Origin of the sequence: Pseudoalteromonas sp. BZA4 (genome assembly GCF_040104395.1) — a bacterium.
Lineage (GTDB): Bacteria > Pseudomonadota > Gammaproteobacteria > Enterobacterales > Alteromonadaceae > Pseudoalteromonas.
The window spans coordinates 1-20,818 of sequence record NZ_JBECOT010000032.1 but is presented as its reverse complement, the minus strand read 5'-3'; the positions used below and the strand labels follow the sequence as shown (position 1 = coordinate 20,818).

At 41.1% G+C, this 20,818-nt stretch carries 15 protein-coding genes and 1 pseudogene; 7 read left to right on the top strand and 9 right to left on the bottom strand.

All coding sequences use genetic code 11. From position 1 onward, the window contains the following. The first annotated feature begins 125 nt into the window (after nt 1-125). The 5 genes from ABMY41_RS13600 (at nt 126) to ABMY41_RS13580 (ending at nt 7,346) form a co-directional block, all read left to right on the top strand. Nucleotides 126-1,649 carry a leucyl aminopeptidase gene (locus ABMY41_RS13600; protein WP_349275049.1) on the top strand — a complete coding sequence of 508 codons (1,524 nt, stop codon included), beginning with the start codon at nt 126-128 and terminating at the stop codon, nt 1,647-1,649. Between the two features lie 152 nt (nt 1,650-1,801). After that, nucleotides 1,802-2,470, top strand: coding sequence for a 5-oxoprolinase subunit PxpB (gene pxpB, locus ABMY41_RS13595; RefSeq protein ID WP_349275047.1), 669 nt, complete (start codon nt 1,802-1,804; stop codon nt 2,468-2,470). Beyond that, the gene (locus ABMY41_RS13590) at nt 2,467-3,402 is read left to right on the top strand and encodes a biotin-dependent carboxyltransferase family protein (RefSeq protein ID WP_349275045.1); all 936 of its coding nucleotides are present in this window, start codon (nt 2,467-2,469) and stop codon (nt 3,400-3,402) included. The genes pxpB and ABMY41_RS13590 overlap by 4 nt, the downstream gene beginning before the upstream one ends. A gap of 369 nt (nt 3,403-3,771) precedes the next feature. Next, on the top strand, nt 3,772-5,439 hold the full coding sequence (gene asnB / locus ABMY41_RS13585) for an asparagine synthase B (RefSeq protein WP_058585067.1): 1,668 nt from the start codon (nt 3,772-3,774) through the stop codon (nt 5,437-5,439). 332 nt (nt 5,440-5,771) lie between these two features. Further along, a complete protein-coding gene (locus tag ABMY41_RS13580; RefSeq protein ID WP_063527756.1) occupies nt 5,772-7,346 on the top strand; it encodes a BCCT family transporter in 1,575 nt (524 codons plus the stop codon). 105 nt (nt 7,347-7,451) lie between these two features. On the opposite strand, the gene ABMY41_RS13575 is transcribed toward ABMY41_RS13580, so the two are convergent. The 5 genes and pseudogenes from ABMY41_RS13575 to ABMY41_RS13555 form a co-directional block, all read right to left on the bottom strand. Then, on the bottom strand, nt 7,452-8,159 hold the full coding sequence (locus ABMY41_RS13575) for a 3'-5' exonuclease (protein ID WP_175078355.1): 708 nt from the start codon (nt 8,157-8,159) through the stop codon (nt 7,452-7,454). Next, entirely contained in the window at nt 8,159-10,057 is a 1,899-nt protein-coding gene (locus ABMY41_RS13570; protein ID WP_175078356.1) for a DUF294 nucleotidyltransferase-like domain-containing protein, read from the bottom strand. Before ABMY41_RS13570 ends, ABMY41_RS13575 begins: the two co-directional genes overlap by 1 nt. A gap of 84 nt (nt 10,058-10,141) precedes the next feature. After that, nucleotides 10,142-13,218: pseudogene (locus ABMY41_RS13565) on the bottom strand (efflux RND transporter permease subunit). A 2-nt stretch (nt 13,219-13,220) separates the two neighbouring features. Then, nucleotides 13,221-14,231 (bottom strand): efflux RND transporter periplasmic adaptor subunit, encoded by a 1,011-nt coding sequence (locus ABMY41_RS13560; RefSeq protein WP_287242437.1) that lies wholly within the window; start codon nt 14,229-14,231, stop codon nt 13,221-13,223. 296 nt (nt 14,232-14,527) lie between these two features. Next, nucleotides 14,528-15,535: a rhodanese-related sulfurtransferase gene (locus tag ABMY41_RS13555; protein WP_055197229.1), complete on the bottom strand. Its 1,008-nt coding sequence runs from the start codon at nt 15,533-15,535 to the stop codon at nt 14,528-14,530. Nucleotides 15,536-15,733: 198 nt separating this feature from the next. Between ABMY41_RS13555 and ABMY41_RS13550 the strand changes: the two genes are divergently transcribed. After that, on the top strand, nt 15,734-17,059 hold the full coding sequence (locus ABMY41_RS13550; RefSeq protein ID WP_054551932.1) for a DEAD/DEAH box helicase: 1,326 nt from the start codon (nt 15,734-15,736) through the stop codon (nt 17,057-17,059). Between the two features lie 2 nt (nt 17,060-17,061). Beyond that, nucleotides 17,062-17,892, top strand: a complete 831-nt coding sequence (locus ABMY41_RS13545; protein ID WP_349275041.1) for a S1-like domain-containing RNA-binding protein — start codon at nt 17,062-17,064, stop codon at nt 17,890-17,892. A 147-nt stretch (nt 17,893-18,039) separates the two neighbouring features. On the opposite strand, the gene ABMY41_RS13540 is transcribed toward ABMY41_RS13545, so the two are convergent. The 4 genes from ABMY41_RS13540 to ABMY41_RS13525 form a co-directional block, all read right to left on the bottom strand. Beyond that, a complete protein-coding gene (locus tag ABMY41_RS13540; protein ID WP_250659315.1) occupies nt 18,040-18,399 on the bottom strand; it encodes a hypothetical protein in 360 nt (119 codons plus the stop codon). A gap of 127 nt (nt 18,400-18,526) precedes the next feature. Beyond that, nucleotides 18,527-18,871, bottom strand: a complete 345-nt coding sequence (locus tag ABMY41_RS13535; RefSeq protein WP_289096579.1) for a hypothetical protein — start codon at nt 18,869-18,871, stop codon at nt 18,527-18,529. Nucleotides 18,872-18,934: 63 nt separating this feature from the next. Continuing rightward, nucleotides 18,935-19,930 carry a hypothetical protein gene (locus ABMY41_RS13530; RefSeq protein ID WP_289096578.1) on the bottom strand — a complete coding sequence of 332 codons (996 nt, stop codon included), beginning with the start codon at nt 19,928-19,930 and terminating at the stop codon, nt 18,935-18,937. A 47-nt stretch (nt 19,931-19,977) separates the two neighbouring features. Continuing rightward, nucleotides 19,978-20,319 (bottom strand): hypothetical protein, encoded by a 342-nt coding sequence (locus ABMY41_RS13525; RefSeq protein WP_349275038.1) that lies wholly within the window; start codon nt 20,317-20,319, stop codon nt 19,978-19,980. Nucleotides 20,320-20,818: the final 499 nt, after the last annotated feature.

The following is a 20,818-nucleotide window of genomic DNA, read 5'->3' as shown; positions in this document are numbered from 1 at the left end:
CAGACCGAGCATAGGTATTAATAATTTCAACTTAAACGCATGCAAACAGCGATTCACCGCTAACAATTTAACTCTTAACCTTATTTACGGTAAAACACAGCTTTTTAACATTGGGATATTAAAAAATGAAAATTGCACACAGCTTATCTGCTATTGCATTAGGATTAACACTTGCTACGCAAGTGAATGCCGCAGAGTTCACTTTTGCGAAATCAATTAAACCGAACGACAACACCCTAGTTTTATTTTTAGATACAGATAGCCAAGTTGCTAACTTTAATTATTTAAAGCCAGAAACCCAAACTCACCTAAATAAAGTCATTGAATTTAGCGACTTTAAAGCAGGCTATGGCAAAACGTTAGAAGTTATCGCACCAAACGGTAGCGACCATCAACGCATCTTACTTGTTGGCTTAGGAGAGCAGCCAAAACTAGATGCAGCAAAAATGGCAAAACTAGGTGGTAATGTTCACGCTAAATTACAATCGGCTAAACAAGCCAATGTTAGCCTTGATTTTTCAGAGCTAAAAGACAGCGCAATCAATGCTAAATATGCAGCAGAATTTGCACATGGCGCAAATTTACGTGACCACCGTTTTGAGCAATACAAAAAAGAACAAGACAGCCACGTTGTTAACTACACGGTAGATGTTGAAAATTTAGACCAAGCGGTCAAAACCCATAAACTACTACAAAGCATTGAACAAGGTGTATTTTTAGCACGTGACTTAACGTCTGAAGTTGCAACAGAAATGACGCCGGTTGATTTTGCTAAAGCGGCAAAAGAGCTTAAAAAGTTAGGTGTTAAAATTACTGTTTTAGAGCCTAAGCAACTTAAAAAGCTGGGCATGGGTGCACTTGAGGCTGTTGGCCGTGGTAGCGAAGAAGGTGCACGTTTAGTGGTTGCTCATTATCAAGGTAATAAAAACACCCCTATCGCATTAGTGGGTAAAGGTATTACCTTTGATTCTGGTGGTTACAGCCTTAAAACAGGCGCTTCAATCGCCCGCATGAAATCAGACATGGCAGGCGCAGCAGCCGTACTGGGTACTGTAAAAGCAATGGCACTGGCTAAAGCCGACACAAACGTAGTTGCTGTCATGGGCATGGCAGCTAATATGGTATCGCAATTTGCCGTAGCGCCGGGTGACGTTGTAAGAACCGCTGAAGGTTTAAGCGTTGAGATTGTAAATACAGATGCTGAAGGCCGTTTAGTATTAAGTGATGCAATGTGGTATGCCCGCGACAAGTACAAGCCAAGTATTATGGTTGATGTTGCGACCCTAACCGGGTCTAAAATTCGTGCTGTAGGTAATGACTATGCGGCTGTGTTCTCTGATGACGACACGCTTGTAGAGCAACTAACTGTTGCTGGTAAGCAAGTAAACGAGAACCTATGGCGTTTACCTTTAGGTTATGAAGATGCATTAAAGTCAGACATAGCTGATCTTAAAAACATTGGTTCACATGGCCCAGGTGCTACTACAGCAGCGAGTTTCTTACAAAACTTTGCCGGTGACACACGTTGGGTTCACATTGATATTGCTGGTAACGCGTTAAATTCTAAAGCAAAAGATGAACTAGCTGAAGGCGGTACAGGCTATGGCGTGCGTTTACTGTCTAATTGGTTACTAAATAACGCACAGTAATTAGGCATTGCGCTTTATCAAGTGGTTATAAGCTATTATAGCCACTTGATTGTCTTGAGTTTTTCTAATTAACACTAAAGACACATTTACATCATCAACAAACAGCCTATATGCTAATAAGCATTAAGGGATAATAATAAGATTGATACGCAATGACGACGACCAATAGTACACCTAAAATTATGGCGCTCACTACGCATAGCATCTTTTTTGATGCCTATGAAACAGTAAGCGACACACTGATTACGCAAAAGAAAATATGGGCATTAGCCCAATATTGCCAAAGCAGTGATGACTTTGTTGATGTAGTCCCTGCCAATAATAATTTAACGCTTTATCTAAAAGAGCCCGCTCAACTTGCTGGCTGGCTACCACGATTACTTGAACAATGGCACGAACTAAAAGCCACTGACTTTAACTCACGTCATCATAAACTTGCTACTCGTTATGGTGGTGAATATGGGCCTGATATAGCGCATGTTGCTAAACATCATAATCTTTCTGTTGATGATGTTGCTCAAATGCACAGTAGTGCCAAATACCACGTACTATTTTTAGGCTTTAAGCCCGGTTTTGCTTATTTAGATGGTTTAAATCCACAACTTTACACACCTCGCCATGCCAAACCTAGGCTCTCTGTTCCAAAAGGTTCAGTTGCTATTGGCGGCGATCAAACCGGTATTTACCCTGAAAGCTCCCCTGGTGGCTGGCAAATTATTGGTCATACAGATTTTCGTCTGTTTAATATCAATGCAGCCTCGCCTTGTGCTATTGAACCCGGTGATACTTTAGAGTTTGTTATTCAGGAGGTGTTAAAATGATCACTATCATCAAACCTGGCATGCAAATGTCTATACAAGATCAAGGCCGCACAGGCTCTCGCCATTTAGGCATTGGTCAATCAGGGTGTATAGACCCTTACGCTCAAGTTATTACAAACCGTTTAGTTGGCAACGACGACAACAACCCCGTTATTGAGATCACTTTGGGTCTGGCCGAGATTCAGTTCGATAACGATTACTACATTGCTCTGCACGGCACAGATATGAAAGCCACAGTAAATGGCAACCCTGTTGATCCTGGCTGGAGCTTTTACATAAAAAAAGGCGATGTATTAAAGTTTAATGCGGCGCGTCATGGTTTTAGAAGTTACCTTGCTATTGGCGGCGAGTGGCATTTACCTGAGCCCATTTTAGATTCTTATTCTACTGATATATTAGCGGGTTTTGGTGGCTTAACCGGTCAAGCACTACAGGCTGGCGATAGTTTTGATATAACGCCAAGGTACAATACCAAAGTTGGCTTAGGCGCCATGCTACCACCTAAAAGTACACAAATTCGTATTCATGCTGCACCACATGCAGCACTGTTACCAAAAGACACCATCGTTAACTTTATAAATCATTCTTGGCATGTATCGCCTAATAGTAACCGCATGGGCACAAGACTATTAAGTGAGGAATGTGATATCAGCCATGATGTTTCATTACCCTCTATGGCTGTAGCTCCTGGCTGTATTCAGCTACCGCCAAACGGTGAACCCATAGTGCTATTAAACGATGCGCAAACAACGGGTGGTTATCCATTGCTCGGCACTGTGATCGAAGCGGATCTTCGTCATTTTGCACAATTAAAACCCGGCGATTTCCTTCACTTTAAGTTTGTTACACTCAACGAAGCCCACGAGGCACAAGAAAAGCTCACTGCGCACTTAAATCAACTTGCGATAGCGCTAAACTATATTAATAAATAGCGTTAATTTATTGATGTTTAAAAAGCGAGCAAAGAAAGTCTTTGCTCGCGTTGCCTTCATGGCTTGTCTATACATTTAAAAAGGTAAAAATCCTACACATTCCTTTGCACCAAAGCTGTGCAGAGAATTTAGTAACAAAAGCCTCTATTCCACACTCATTATCATCCAATTTGTACAAATCAAGCATTTAAACCGCTCACCCTTTAACCACTTACCCCATACTGGTGCATAGAGGTAAGTGCGGGTGCATATTTTATTCTCAATTAATTAAAAAACCTGTGTGACTTAGGTAATTATTTCTGTTAAAAGAAACATTCGCAGTTATATAAATTCTGTTAACTGCGCACATATTTGGAATGAGGAGTCACTATGTGTTCAATTTTTGGGGTATTAGATATTAAATCTGATCCCGCTCAATTGCGTAGCCAAGCAATTGAGATGTCAAAACTATTAAGGCATCGCGGGCCAGATTGGTCTGGCGTGTATTCATCAGATAAAGCTATTTTAGTGCACGAACGTCTAGCGATTGTTGGCGTATCAAGCGGTGCACAGCCTTTGTACAACCCTGAGCGTACAAATATTCTTGCTGTTAACGGTGAAATTTATAACCACAAAGAGCTCGCTGCCAGCTTAGAAACTGATTTTACTTTTCAAACTCAGTCAGACTGTGAAGTTATTTTGGCTTTATATAAACAAAAAGGCCCTGAGTTTTTAGATGATTTAAATGGTATTTTCGCCTTTTGTTTATACGACGAAGAACAAGATGCCTACTTAATTGGTCGTGACCATATCGGGATTATTCCGCTTTATACGGGTCATGATGAGCATGGTAACTTTTATGTTGCCTCAGAATTAAAAGCACTTTCGCCAATTTGTAAACATATTGAAGAGTTCCCTCCGGGTCATTTCTTGTGGAGCAAAGATGGTCAACTTCGTAAGTATTACAGCCGTGATTGGCAAAGCTATGATGCAGTAAAAGACAACGAAGCAAAAGCGAGCGATGTTAAAGAAGGCCTAGAAGCAGCTGTTAAACGTCAATTAATGTGTGACGTTCCATATGGCGTTCTATTATCTGGTGGTTTAGATTCTTCTGTAATTTCAGCTATCACACAGCGTTTTGCTGCAAAACGTATCGAAGATAATGACGAGTCTGATGCTTGGTGGCCAAAACTGCATTCATTTTCTGTGGGTCTTGAAGGTTCACCCGATTTAGCAGCTGCGCAAAAAGTAGCTGATATGATTGGTACGGTTCACCACCCTATTCACTTTACTATTCAAGAAGGTATTGATGCCCTACGTGAAGTGATTTATCACATCGAAACGTACGATGTAACCACTATTCGTGCCTCAACACCGATGTATTTAATGGCGCGCCAAATTAAAGCCATGGGTATTAAAATGGTGTTGTCAGGTGAAGGTGCAGATGAACTATTTGGTGGTTACCTTTATTTCCACAAAGCACCAAATGCGCAAGAGTTCCACGAAGAGCTTAACCGTAAAGTCTCTAAACTACACATGTTCGACTGCTTGCGTGCTAATAAATCAATGGCAGCATGGGGCGTTGAAGCGCGTGTGCCATTCCTAGATAAAGAATTTGTTGACGTAGCAATGCGTATCAACCCAGAAGCGAAGATGTGTAAAGACGGTAAAATCGAAAAACACATTATTCGTGAAGCGTTCGACGGCTACCTGCCAGACGACGTGCTTTGGCGTCAAAAAGAACAGTTCTCTGATGGCGTAGGCTATAACTGGATTGATACTTTAAAAGAGTATGTGAACGAACAAGTTAGCGATCAAGACCTTGCTAATGCTAAATACAAATACCCGATCAATACGCCTGATTCTAAAGAAGCGTATTTCTATCGTAGTATTTTCGAAGAGCACTTCCCTGGTGATGCCGCTGCGAAATGTGTTCCGCATGGCAAATCAGTTGCTTGTTCTACTCCTGAAGCACTTGCTTGGGATGCATCATTCCAAAACAATGCTGATCCTTCAGGTCGTGCTGCTGGCGTTCATAACGACGCTTACAAAAAATAGCAATTTTGTGCTGCAAGCCCCGTGTTTGCAGCACTTTCCTCTCAATTGAAATAATTTGCTTTGAAATAATACTGTCATCAAATTATTCCATTCCCGACCCAATTTGTTCACAATTCCAACAAAAAACGTAAAAAACTGCATTTATTCGGCTGTTTAGGGACAAAACCATTTACATTTTTTTTCGAACTCCTACACTAAAGACTAGACTTTGGTACAAATTTAGTTCGTCTACAAACTAATTTTAAGTTTTACACGTAAAAAGAGTATTAGTTGAACTTGTGCCATCCGGCCGTTTAGCTTTCTGCTAGATATAACTACAACAAGAGGTATTCATGAGCGAACATCATGATAAGTACAGTATCGACAATACCGACTACACCGTCGGTCAGGACAATGTACAAAAATGGGGTTTTGATGTGCATAACCCTGTATTTGGCATTAGTGCTGGTTTAATTGCCCTATTCTTAGTGGCAACACTTATTTCAGATGCTGAAACAGCAAAAACAACCCTGAATGGTATTAAGAACGACATTATTAATAACTTTGATGGCTTTTTTATGTGGTCAGCAAACTTATTCGTATTGTTTTGCTTAGCGTTAATTGTTTCACCATACGGTAATATCCGCCTTGGTGGTAAAGAAGCGCGTCCAACTCACTCTCGTATTTCTTGGCTTGCAATGTTATTTGCTGCAGGTATGGGTATAGGCCTAATGTTCTGGGGCGTCGCCGAGCCTGTTGCCTATTTTACAGGCTGGTACGAAACACCACTCGGTGTTGAAGCAAACACGCCAGAAGCTGCCAAACTGGCAATGGGTGCAACTATGTTCCATTGGGGTTTACACCCTTGGGCAATTTACGCGGTTGTTTCGCTTTCTCTCGCGTTCTTTTGCTATAACAAAGGTTTGCCGTTATCTATTCGTTCAATTTTTTACCCTATTTTAGGTGACAAAGCGTGGGGCTGGCCAGGCCACCTTATTGATATTCTAGCTGTACTTGCCACTCTATTCGGCCTTGCAACGTCTCTTGGTTTAGGCGCGCAACAAGCTGCTGCAGGTATTAACCATGTATTTGGTACTGATAGCGGAATTGGCTTACAAATTGGCGTTATTGTAGGTGTTACATTACTTGCTGTTATTTCTGTTGTTCGCGGTATCGACGGCGGTGTAAAACTACTTAGTAACGTAAACATGCTTATTGCTTTTGTATTACTTGTATTTGTTGCACTTGTTGGTTTTTCTGCAGCATTTGGTAACCTACCTAATACAGTTATGGGTTATGTTGAAAACATTATTCCACTAAGTAACCCACATGGTCGTGAAGATGAAACATGGATGCATGGCTGGACTGTATTCTACTGGGCTTGGTGGATTTCATGGTCACCGTTTGTAGGTATGTTCATTGCCCGCGTATCTGAAGGCCGCACAATCCGTGAGTTCTTAATTGCTGTATTACTAGTTCCTACTGTTGTGACTATCTTCTGGATGTCAATTTATGGTGGTATCGCTATTGAACAAGTTATTGATAAAGTGGGTGTACTAGGTGAAAAAGGCTTAACGGATGTACCACTAGCTATGTTCCAAATGTTTGAAGCCCTGCCAATGTCACAAGTGCTTTCATTCATTGCAATTGTGCTAGTACTCGTGTTCTTTATTACGTCATCTGACTCAGGGTCATTAGTAATCGACTCAATCACTGCCGGTGGTAAAGTTGACGCGCCAGTGCCACAACGTATCTTTTGGGCAACAATCGAGGGTGCTATTGCAGCTGCACTTGTTTGGATTGGTGGCACACAAGCAATCGAGGCCTTACAAGCCGGCGCCGTATCTACGGGCTTGCCGTTTACCTTTGTATTGCTATTAATGTGTGTGAGTTTACTCCTAGGTTTACGAACAGAACCAAGACACTAAACACGCCTTTAAATAATAAAAAACGCCGCATTTTTGCGGCGTTTTTTATTTATAAGCTTTGCTCAATTAATTTAAATTACCCAGCAAAAACCGTTGCTACGAGCGCTATATCAGTAATTCGCTTAGCGGCGTATCAGGGCGGTAATGATAAGCTATTTGCGCTTGTAGCAGCTCTGCGGTTGCTGTGGCGTCATTAAGTGCATTGTGGTTTTGATACGCAGGTAACGAATAACGAATGCGAGAGTCAGCTAAGCGCACAGAATCAATCTTAGAATTAAACAATCGCCCAAGTAACCCCTGCTTTGCTTTAAGTGCACGCGTTTCCAGATCAAGCGTGTCTATAACAGCAAATTCAAGCCCTTCACCTAAGCGTGCTTGCAACGCTTGATATAAAAAGTGCCGTTCAATGGGAGCAAAATGAACCACAATCACTTTGCCTTTTAATGCTGCTAACAATGGCTCCATAATTGTTGAAAAGTCTGGTGCATCGCTCACTTCTGAGTGAGTTATACCATGAATAACAATCGACTCTTCAGCAAGCTTGCGCCTTGGTTGAACAATCCAATGTTGGCTATCTTTACAAAAAATACGCTTAGTATTGAATGGGATTAAACCAACACTGACTATATCGTCATTTTGATAATTTAGACCGGTCGTCTCAAAATCAAGTGCTACTAAGGGAACATCGCTAATTGGCGTGTTTAAATCACAAATAGCTGATTCATAAAACGCTTGAATCAGCGGCTGTTTGCTCTGTGCTAATAACTGCTGATACCGAGTCGGCCAATCAAGTTTTGCGCCTTGTTTTGCCATTACTTCATCCCAGTGTTAGCAGAGTATCTGAATTTTAGGAAATTCTGCGCTTTATCTAAAATCGCAAACGCTTCTTTAAGGTTTCGCTGTTCAAAAGGAGAAAGTAAATGAGGCTCTAAGTCGTTATCTGGCGCTTCATCAAGCTTTTCTATTTGCCACGCTTGGTGTCTTATTCTGATCATGGCAATGTACTCTAGGGCATCTCGTAAATCTTGTGCTTTACCTTCAGGGAGTAGTTTAGCTTCGATAATATCTTCTAAACGCTCGAATGAATTTTGTTTACGACTGCCTATCGCTAATGCATGCACACGTATTACGTCAGATAAAGGTGCAGTACCGCGGCGTTTTAAGTTCATAGAGCGCTTGTGTTGGCCATTATGCTCTAACACAAAGTCTTTAAAGAAACCTAAAGGCGGTGTTCTGTTACGTGCGTTAGCGGCGAGGTTAGCTAAGAAACGCTTATTCTTGCGCCCTTCTGTTGCGATAAAGCGTTTGAGCTCATCGGCCCATTTGTTTTTACCGTAAACACCGTCTAAATCAAAAAAGATCGAGCTATGTAATAAAGCCTGCGGTTTAGGTTCGGCCATCCAACCTGCAAATTGTTCTTTCCACTGCTCGCGTGTTAAACGCCACTTTTTAAATGACGCCATAATTTCACCTTCACAGTACTTATAGCCACATTCAGCTAAACCATCACAAACAAAATCAGCTAAATTCTGAAAATACTCGTCATGTAACTCCTCGTTAAAACTATTATCAAGGATAATAGCGTTATCTTGGTCGGTCACAATTAATTGCTCATCCCGAGCCATTGAACCTAAAGCGATAAAGCAATAAGGAACTGGCGGCGGGCCAAACTTTTCTTCAGCTAAATCAAGTAAACGCTGTTTGAAGGTACGGCCTATTACAGCCATTGCGGTACCAATCATGTGAGAATTAGCATCTTCGTTAACCATGCGTACAAAGACATTAGGTAGCTGCCTTGCATAGTGAGCTAAATCTTCAACAGATTGCTGCGCTAAAATGCCTCGTACTAACAATAAGCTACTTTGCGACTCGTAGCGTAAAATATCCGATAACGAAATAACGCCAATCGGCTTTTTCTTAACGACTACAGGCAGGTGATGAATGTTATCTCTGAGCATTGCAAGCACGGCTTCAAACACATAGGCATTGCTATCAAGCAATACTAAGTCTTTTTGCATTATTTGCGCGGCTGGCGCTTCGTAACTTAAGCCTTCAGCAATAACACTGGTACGTAAGTCACGGTCGGTAATGATGCCAACTACTTGGCCGTCATCGTCATCAGGATCATCACTGATTGGTTTATCTGCATCAGTAACCAGCACAGACGATACCGACTCTTGCGTCATCAATTGCGCAACCATTTGCACTGAGGCATCTTTTGCCACAGTGACAACATCACGATGAAGAAGCGACTTAACCTTGGCGGTTGTTAAATCGTTGCTGTCTGCCTGTTCAACAATTGCTTGGTGAAGGCGCACATTACCATCGGCTTCAAAAAAATCAGCAAATGTTTCGTATTCGTCGCAGTATTGATTAAACAACTCAACATTAATGCAATAAACTAAGGTGTCTTCGAGTGCCTTTGCCGGAAAGCGTACTTTGCGGTTCATCAGAAGGCCCATTTGTCCAAAAATGCCACCGATAGTTAAACGGTTGTATAAATCACCATCACGACGATATATCTCTACAGCACCTGTTCGAATAACAAATAAATCAGCAATATCCTCGCCATAATTTAGTATTTCAGTGCCTGCGCGAAAATAAGCGATTTCGACTTGTGTAGCGAGTTTATTTACCGCCTCTTCAGGAAGATCATCAAAAGGGGCATGATCAGAAAGAAATTGGGCTATATCGACGTGTTCGGCTTGCATACGCGTACCTAGTTTTAAACATTTGATTTAATTGTGAGGGTAATTGGCTATTTTTTCAAAGAAAAAATAGCCAATTAAGTAGGATTAAGCCTTTTCTAACTCTTCAGCCAGAAGTTTCGACTCATCACCTCTTGGTTTAGTAAAGCGAGCTAAACCAAGATAAATAACAGGCGTTAGATATAGGGTAAATAACACCGCCAGTGCTAAACCGCCAAATACTACCCAACCAATGGCGTTACGAGCCTCAGCCCCTGCACCGGTAGATAAAATAAGTGGTAATGCACCCAATAAGGTTGAAACTAGCGTCATCGCAATTGGGCGAAGGCGCACTAGTGCGGCCTCTTCTACCGCCACTCTAACCGAGCGGCCTTGGTCACGTAATTGGTCGGCAAACTCCACCAGCAAGATGGCGTTTTTAGCAATTAGACCAATCAGCATCACTAAACCAATTTGCGAGTAAATGTTTAATGATGTACCTGTTAGATACAGCGCTAAAATTGCAGATGTAATACCAAACGGTACTGTGATCATAACAACGATTGCACTATTCACACTTTCAAATTGTGCTGCCAATACCAGAAGAACAATTAAAAAGGCCAGAACATAGGTCACTAATACTTCATTGGCAGTTTCTTCAAAGGTTAATGCCTCACCTTTAAACGCCAAGCTGATTCCAGATGGCAGAGATTGCTCTGAAATATCACGAATTTTTGTAACCAGCTCAGCAATAGTTACGCCCTCAGGCATTTCCATGCTCAGTTCAATAGCACGGCGCTGCGCGTGGCGCTCAAGCTCAGCGGCAACACCTTCTTCTGTAATGGTTGCCACACTACTTAATGGCACTAACTGACCATTGCGGCCACCAACATACAAGTTAGCTAAATCGCTCGGGTTTGTGATGGTTTGGTTTTGTGCTTGCAACATAATCGGGATTGATTGGTCATCAATGTTTAAATCGGCAATATCATCACCATTGATTGCAGCACGAAGAGTTACAGAGATATCACTGAGCGATACGCCAAGCTCTTCAGCACGACGTCTATCAATATTAACCCGTAATTGTGGCTGTGACGGCTGATATGAAATACGCACAGGTGCCACTTCTGGCACTGCTTTTTCTATTTCAGCAGAAAAGTCTTGCGCAGCTTTAAATATCTCGAGGTAGTCTTGGCCCAATAACGCAAGCTCAATACCACCGCCTTGACCACGCAAGTTCAAACTATTTGAACCACCAGGGTAACCAGCCGCACCAGGAATATTACCTAAAGGCTCACGGATTTTATTGATAATTTCTTGCTGACTAAAATGACGTTCGTCCCAATGTTTAGCGGCACAGTAATAAATACAATATTTGGATCCCACTGCCCAACCACAGTGTAAATAGACTCAATATCACCACTTTCAACATACGGCAGTAAGATATCTTCCATTTGCACCGCTTGTCTGTCCATAAAGTTCAAGCCAACACCATCTGGACCACGGGCAAAAATACGAATTTTACCGCGATCTTCTGTTGGTAATAACTCGTTATCTAAATTGAAATACAGTGCCCCAGAGCCTGCAGCAACCAACAAACATGCAAAGAAGGTAATCCATGCATGCTCAAGTACACCGTGTATTGTGCGCTTATAAACAGCGGCTAACACATGGCCAACTTTTGCAAATGGATGAAAACCGCCCTGCTTTAATTTTAGTTTTGACGTCAGCGCAGGGACCAAAGACAGCGCTACAAAGCTTGATATGATCACAGCGCCAGCTAATACACCACCAAACTCTCTAAATAGTCGCCCAGCTGTTGATGGTAAAAAGGCAATAGGCACAAACACCGCAGCTAATACGGCAGTTGTTGCCACAACAGCAAAGAAAACTTCACGGGTACCAACCACTGCAGCTGCACGGCGACCAAGACCTAAGCCCCGCTGACGTTGTATGTTCTCACTTACCACAATGGCATCATCTACAATTAGGCCAGTAGCTAACACGAGTGCAAGCAAGGTAAGAATATTAATCGAGAAACCAAGTGCCCAAATAAGTGCTAAAGAGCCAATTAATGCTACAGGTATCGCAAATGCAGGAACCAGCGTTGCGCGCCATGAACCAATAAACACCCACAGTGTGATCACCACTAACAGCACGGTTAGTAACAAGGAGTTAATAACTTCATCAACTGAGCTTCTGATAAACTGCGCATCGTCAGAGGTTAAAGTAAATTCCATTTCAGGAAAACGCACTCGCATACGTTCGATTAAAGTTAGCACTTCATCCGAAATTTCAATGGTATTAGATTGCGCCTGACGAATAATTTCCATGCCAATCACAGGTGTACCATTGAGCCTCACGAACGAACGCGGATCAGCTGGGCCAAAGTAAACAGCCGCAACATCGCCAATACGGGTATCGTCACGAACGATGATATCGGCTACTTGTTCTGCAGAGATTGACGTTGCATCAGCACGAACGATCACCTGTTGATCGCTTGATTTTAAACTACCCGCAGGCACATCAAAGGGAGCCTGACGAAGTACATTGGCAATATCTGGTACCGTAAGGTTAAAGCTGCTTAGCTTAAGTGGGTCGATGCGCACTCTAAGCACCCGTTCACGGTCGCCATTTAAACGAACATCGGCAACACCAGGAATGGTTAAAAACTGCGGGGCTAAGTCAACATCAACACGCTCTGTCAACGCCTCAAGGGATAAGCTATCACTTGATACCGTTAAAGATACAACCGCTTCGGCATCGTTATCGGCTTTAATAATTGATACCCGTTCAACTTCTTCGGGTAACTCTCGCTGCACACGGGCTACCGATTCTCGTGTTTCGTTTGCAGCATCATCTAAATTAACACCGGGGCGAAACTCAACCACGATACGAGCATTGTTTTCTTCACTTTGCGCACGAATCGACTTTACACCACTTACCCTGGCAACTGCCCCTTCGAGTTTACTGGTTACTTCGGTATCTACGGTCTCCGGAGAACCACCAGGAAAAGACGCTGATACAGTAATACGTGGTCTATCAACATCAGGAAGCTCACGTACTTCAACCCCTGCTATTGCAGCAATACCGGCGATAATAATGAGTAAGTTAAGTACCACAATTAAAACAGGGCGACGTATCGCCATTGATGGTAAGTCTTCCATCATAGGTTGCTGTTTCATCATTACTCCTTGGCTAGCTGCACTTCATTGATGAAATTAAGCTCTTGATTAGGTCTTAAGCGCTGAACCCCTTCTGTCACCAATAAGTCACCTTCGTTTAAGCCACCAGAGACTAACAAGCGCCCTGCTAAACGCTGCTCAATTTTTACATCAACGCGAGTTGCTTTTTTATCGACGCTTTTCCATACGTAAGGGCCTGCTGCCCCCCACATCATCGCAGCTTCAGGTACTACCGCAAGCTCTTCACCTAGAATATTTATGTGCACACGAAAGCTCATACCCGGCATAAATTGCTGAGCATTATTATCAAGTTTGGCTTTCGTTCTGAGAGTGCGGGTTTGCGCATTGATACGCGAATCAAGCTCTGCCACCTGAGCCATGTAAGCTTTATCGCCTAACCAAGGCACCACTTCGACCGAAGATTTTTGTTTAAGCACTGAGATAGCTGCCTCTGGGGCATTAAAATTGATATAAAGCTCAGAAATATCATCGATAGTGGCAATGGCTGTTTGGGTTGTGATCCTGTCGCCAACTTCGACGTCAGTTAAACCCATAACACCACTAAAAGGAGCGCGAACTTCGCGGTCTTCACGCTCTGTTTTCGCTTGCATTAACTGGACTTTTGCAAGCTCATAAAGTGTTTTCGCATCATCTAAATCACTTTGTGGCACCGCACCACGGGCGTGGCTTTCTTCAAGCCTTTTCATGGTGCGCTCAGCATCTTTTAAAGTAATTTCGGCTTCGATCAACGCTGCTTTTTGTCTACGTGAATCAAGCTCTAATAGTAAGTCACCTTTGGCAACGTTATCGCCTGGTTTAAAGTAAACAGCGGTGACTCTGTCCCCAACGGCTGGGTAAAGAGTGACTGAGTGAATCGCTTCAGCATTACCCACTGCTTTTATCTGTTGTTTAGACTTTTCAACAGACACTGATTCTACAACTACATTAGCCGCCTCTGCGACGGAAACACAACTAATACAGGCAATTAAAGTCCATGTATGTAATTTGCCAATTGTCAAAATTTCACCTAAATAAGAATCGTTTTAATTGTTACGAAGTGTAACAGCTTTGTGATCAATAAAAAGCTGACTTCGTTTAATAAACAATTAGCCAAGGTGAAATAAACGCATACATCGCCTGTGTTTTCTAATTAGAAACGACAATGTGATGAATCGACCCCTTTTAAGTGTGCTTCACTTGCAATGGTAACCTCTACACAATCAGATTGATTAGATATTTGTTCCTTTTGAATAGGCATAAAAAAACCCCAGACTATGCTGGGGTTTCTATCAATTTATAAAGCTAACAATTACTGTTGGCGCTGCGCTTCTTTTTGCGCTTTTTTAGCTTCTTTACGCTTACGAAGAACTTCTTGCGCTTCGTTACCGATGTGACCTTCGCCACGCGCTTGTGCTAACTCGATTTGCTTTTGACGCTCAGCAAAACGGGCACGTTGCTCTTCTGTTAGGCTGTCGTGACAGTGATGACACGAAACACCTTCCATGTATTCAGGCTTTTGCTTTTCTTCTTCAGTGATAGGCATACGACAAGCATGACATTGGTCGTAAGAACCTTTTTGTAAGTCATGATTTACCGCAACACGGTTATCAAATACAAAACACTCACCTTCCCACATGGTTTCTTCTTTTGGTACTTCTTCTAAGTACTTAAGAATACCGCCTTCAAGGTGGAATACTTCGTCAAAGCCTTGCTCTTTCATGTACGCAGTTGATTTTTCACAGCGAATACCACCGGTACAAAACATAGCAACTTTCTTGTGCTTTTCTGGGTCTAGGTTTTCTTTCGCCCACGCAGGAAATTCACGGAATGTCTTCGTGTTTGGATCAACCGCATTTTGGAAAGTACCGATCTCGATTTCGTAATCGTTACGCGTATCGATAAGAATCACTTCAGGGTCTGAAATTAATGCATTCCAATCAGCTGGTTTTACGTATGTACCCACTACTTCACGTGGGTCGATACCTTCAACACCCATAGTTACGATTTCTTTTTTCAGTTTTACCTTAGTACGGTAGAACGGACATTCGTCATCGTATGACTCTTTTGTCACAATGTTGTCTAGGTTTGGTTGTGAATCTAACCATGCAAGTAGGTTATCGATACCTTCACGTTTAGCAGAAACAGTACCGTTGATACCTTCAGCCGCAAGTAACAAAGTACCGCGTACTTCATTGTCTTCCATTACTTTAAGTAGTGGTTGGCGGATCGCTTCAAAATCAGGAAGGGCTACAAATTTGTAAAGTGCGCAAACAACAAAGTGCTCGCTAGTTACATTGTCTTTATGAACAGCAGTCATGGTTTTACCTTTTGCTTTAAATGCCCATGTGGGCGTTAACCGAATCGCAAATCCGGCGCATTGAGGGCGCGTATTTTACGCGAATTAGTGATAATTGCAAAAACTGATGCGAAATAGCTGTGTTTTTACTGTCTCCAAGTGAGGCAAGTGCGTTATAATGAAAAGGATTTACAAATTTTGCTCATCGGAGATTACGCATTGCATTTTACTGAACTTGGGATTGATACACGCCTCGAAAAACAACTTGCGCATCAAGGCATCACCCAGCCCACTGACATTCAAGCTCACGCGGTACCAACAGCTATCGCAGGCCATGATATTTTTGCACAGTCAAAAACAGGATCGGGCAAAACGCTGGCGTTTTTATTACCTGCTGTACAGCGTGTAATGAAACAAAAAGCACTCAGTAAACGCGACCCTCGCGTTTTAATCGTTGCGCCTACCCGTGAATTAGCAACCCAAGTGTACAGCCAATTAAGGCTATTAATCGCCGGTACAAACATTAGTGCTGTAAAAGTACTGGGTGGTGAAAACTTTAATGACCAAATTAAAGCACTGCGTAAAGACCCTCATTTTGTAGTGGGCACACCGGGGCGTTTAGCTGACCATTTGAGTCAACGCTCATTACAGCTTTCAGGCTTAGAGCTGTTAATTTTTGATGAAGCTGACCGTATCTTAGATTTAGGTTTTACCGATCAAGTTAAAATGATTAACGAGCTTGCTGATCACCGTTTACGCCAAACGTTATTGTTTTCAGCAACCCTTGACCATGCACAAGTTGATGCCCTGTCACGTAACCTTTTACGTTCACCAAAACAAATTCTGTTAAGTGCCTCTAACGAGCAACATAGTGACATTACCCAGCAACTTTATTTAGCTGATCACTTAGATCATAAAGAAGCCCTACTTGAGCACTTTGTAAAGCAAGACAATGTTGGCCAATGCATTATTTTCACCGCAACACGGGCCGACACTCAGCGTTTAAGCCAACTGTTAAATGATAAAGGCTTTAAAGCACAAGCGCTTGCGGGTGACTTAACACAGGCTAAGCGCCTTGAAATCATGGACGCTTTTAGCCGTGAAAACTTTAAAATCTTAATCACCACCGATGTTGCATCACGTGGTCTTGATTTATTAAGCGTGACCCACGTAATTAATTTTGACCTACCAAAACATGCTGAAGAGTATGTGCACCGTATTGGTCGTACTGGTCGCGCAGGCTTTAAAGGAACTGCTATTTCGTTAGTGGGCCCGAAAGATTGGCCAAGCTACAAAGCAATTAAAGCATTTTTAAATGATGAATTAAGCTTTTTCACCGTTGACGGCCTTGTTGGTAAATTTAAAGGTCTGCGTGAGAAAAAACCAAACACTGTTTGGAAAAAAGCAGAGAAAAAAGTGGCAGCTAAACCTGCAAAACCAAAACGCAAAGCAGCCCCTAAAAAACCAAAAGCCCCTATTCAAGCACCAATTGATGTAGATGGTTTTGCTCCAATGCGCCGTAAGAAAAAGCCAGAACAGGAATAACAATGAGTATTTTAGGAACCACACAAACCCTTTTCGTTAACGAAATGTCTAACGAAGGTGCTTATTTAGATGGCCATGATTTAGGCGAAGTATTCTTACCAAGCAAAGAAATTGATTACGAACTAGAAGCTGGCGACAGTGTTCAAGTATTCATTTACTTAGATCACGCAGGTCACCCAACCGGTACCACGAAAAAACCATTGGCTGAGGTAGGCGAATTTGCCCTACTACGTGTTAAAGCTATCAATAGCACTGGTGCGTTTATGGATTGGGGCCTCGAAAAAGACGTTCTAGCGCCATACAACGAACAAAAGCCAAAAATGAAAGACGGCTTTTCGTATCTTGTACGCTTATACCTCGATAACGCCAGCCAACGTATTTGTGCATCGAGCAACTTTAATAAATTTTTATCGAAAGAAGAACCAACTTACGCTGTAATGGAAGAAGTTGACTTAATCGTTGCCGGTAAAACAGACCTTGGCTACAAAGTACTTGTAAACGAAGCCCACATTGGTGTGGTTTATTACAACACCGTATTTAAAAAGCTATTTGTTGGACAGCGCTTAAAAGGCTTTATTCATAAAGTACGTGAAGACGGCAAAATCGACGTACTACTTGAAAAGCCAGGCATGGGCAAAGTGAACGACTTAGGCGAAAAAATCTTAGCTAAATTAAAAGCCGAAGGCGGCGTACTTCACCTAGGTGATAAGTCAGACCCTGAAGCAATTAAAAAGACTTTCTCAACCAGTAAAGCAAACTACAAAAAAGCCATTGGCGGTTTGTTTAAGCAAGGTTTAATCGAGATTGAAGCAACGTCGATTAGATTGAAATAAGTTGCGAGTTAACAAGATATTGAATTATCTGAAAGAGTAAAGTGAAAGCTTTACTCTTTTTTTTCTAGTTTTGATTATCGTAAATTTTTTAAACTATTTTGAGCGATTTTTTGTTAAAGCAAAACCTACTAACAGTCGTAAATGCGGCTATAAAGCTTTGTTATTACTCAAGCGCTTAAACCAATTTATAGCTAAATTCCCATATACAATTAGTAAACCAAAACTTAAATAGCCTAAAAAAAGCCCAACAGTAGTTGGAGTAATTTTTAAATCAAATCCGGATGCTATAAGCAATAGTATGTTCGCTAGGATACTAGAAACAAATATTATTATACATACTGAACTTACGTTTTTAAGACGATTTGCAGTAGATTGGAGTGACACCAAGGCAACAACAAACCAATAGTGATTTATATAGATCTCACCCTTAACCATTAAGATATAAATCATAGTCACTATAAAACTGCTCATAGGTAATAAGGCAAGTCCATTTAAAAATTTACTCATAGCTCCCTCTAGAGTTGAAAATTTAAGTGTTTATTTTATTTGGCAAATTGAATTGTGTCGATTCCATGCCCTAGTTTGATTTCCATTAATTCAATCCTTTTAAGCGAAAACAGGTTTTTATATGCAATTAGATATTCGGCTCAACATATCTAAGCCTTGGTTTTGGTTCAAAATAAACCAAGAAGTTATTATCGTCGTTCGCTAAATAGACTCTTAAAACCAACTCACCGCCCCACGCTTGAAAGGCAATTCTTGTAATTTCTTCTTTATAAATATGAAATACTAACTCCGTACCGTAAAATAACTTTACACTCACTGAATTATTCATAAATGGTGAATGAGTAAATATTAATTTTTCGTCGGTCTCATAAGTCTTAATGAATGAGAAGTGCCCTTCATCATGATCATATTCGCAAGAATAACCAAATCCTTTTTCAAAAAACTCTACTTCATCAGGAAACTCGTATGTCAATTTTACACCTTGCTACAACTGTAATTAATGTACAGTAAAGAGTTTTTGATTACGGGTAATTCTCTAGCTTTCATTAGCAAACAACCTAGCGTCTTCAAGTTGCCCTTCTGTACAAACCCACCGCCAATGAATGTCTTCAATCTTATTGCCTAGTATTGATAACTCTTTTTTTAAGCGGCTTCTATCTCTGGTAAGCCAAAACCAACCACTTAAATTATATCTCACAAAAATAGTTACTTTCGTTTCTTTAAAACTCTCATGATTTAACGAGTCGTTATATAAATCAACTATGTCTTTCTGAATATTTTTGTCCATAAGGAAGTCATTTGCTTCATCAATTTTATTCTCAAACAAATCTAAATACTTCCAATATTCGATATAAGCTTTAACTAAAATAAGCTTAAGATCACTACCTGTCGGGGCATTCATAGAAGCTTTTCTTGCAAACTCAAGCATTTCTTCGTTATCACCGCCCCACTTTTCAGATAAAGCAATGATCATGTGCATGTGTGCAGCCCAGTTATAAGGATCTCTAGCTATTGCTTCCTCATAATATTCAAATTTAAGTTCATCGCTATCTGAGTACCATGTAGCTACCATAATCAAGTATGCCCATGGTGTAGGATCCTCTGGTGTTTTATCTGCACATTCTAATAATACTTGCCTAGTTTTATCCAATCGTCTGAAAAACTCTTTCCATTGAGCTTCTGATATTTCAGCTCCACGACCATAGCCCCTTGCAGACCAAGACCATTGTAGTAAACGAGCACCATAACAAAGTAGAGCATCCCCGGAGTCTGGATGAGAATTTGTCCACTTATCTAAAGCTTGAGGAAACATTATTCGAGACATACTTACAGAATAAAAGTAACGCTCCTCATGGCTATCTAATGTTTCAAATAACTCTTTAAGGTCACTGTATTGTTCAGGTTTATCTAAAACGTTGTAAGCTTTTATACATCCGTAAGCACATTGTCTACGTTTATTATTCTTATGTTTTCGATGGAAATACATCAACATAGATAAAATTGATAAAGCACACAAAATCAAAAAAATCATTCAAAATCCAAATTTAATAAATAAAGTTTAATGTAGTTTGCAAGTATTCAATGCCTACCAGCAAACGCTAAAATCCAATCATGTTCTTCATCTGTTGATGTTTCTTTATTAAAGAACTCTGATATTTCAGCTTTCATTGCTTCAAATTCACTAACCCCCTCTTCAAGGGTTGATAAGTGAGTTGTATGAAAGAAGCAACCGTAAACCCCACTTGTTAAGGTGTATGGTGCATTAACACTATCTTTTTCTAAAGTTAGGCGCGCACCTTTTAAGTGCTCCTCGTCTTTAATTATTTCACCACTTTCAGAGCCTACCGTTCCTATAATTATTTCACCACTTTCAGAGCCTACCGTTCCTATGGTTTCTTCGTTATCGATTCCACTCCACATATCATACCTTGTAGTTTAGAAAATCAGCTTCGAGTAATGACAATATCGCATTTATACCCACCTATTTCGCTCTCTAAATTATCACTATTATATAAAGTGTATTTACCGGGAACTGTGAAAAGAATCTCATTAAAACCATTAGCTTCTTATACATATTGGAATTGATGGGCAACATACAAAATAACAGCTGCGGTTAGCCAGCACAATAAAGCCAGTCCTAGGTTTTTAAAAGCCTCTTTTTTATGTGAAATCGCAATTGAATTGAAGAAGTTATTAGTTAGAAATAAAAACGGGAAACAACTAACGAGCAATGGATGAGAACAATTTTCTAATGATTTTCTAAATTCAGAGACAGAATTGACAGAAAAAATTGGCCTTGTTGATCAAATGCAGCTCTCTAATAAACTCACTTAACTTACTGATATTTAGGCAGACCAAGGGTGTTGATCTTATTTAGCGCCTTCACTTTGATCATCGCTTCAACCAGTTGGCGATTGTA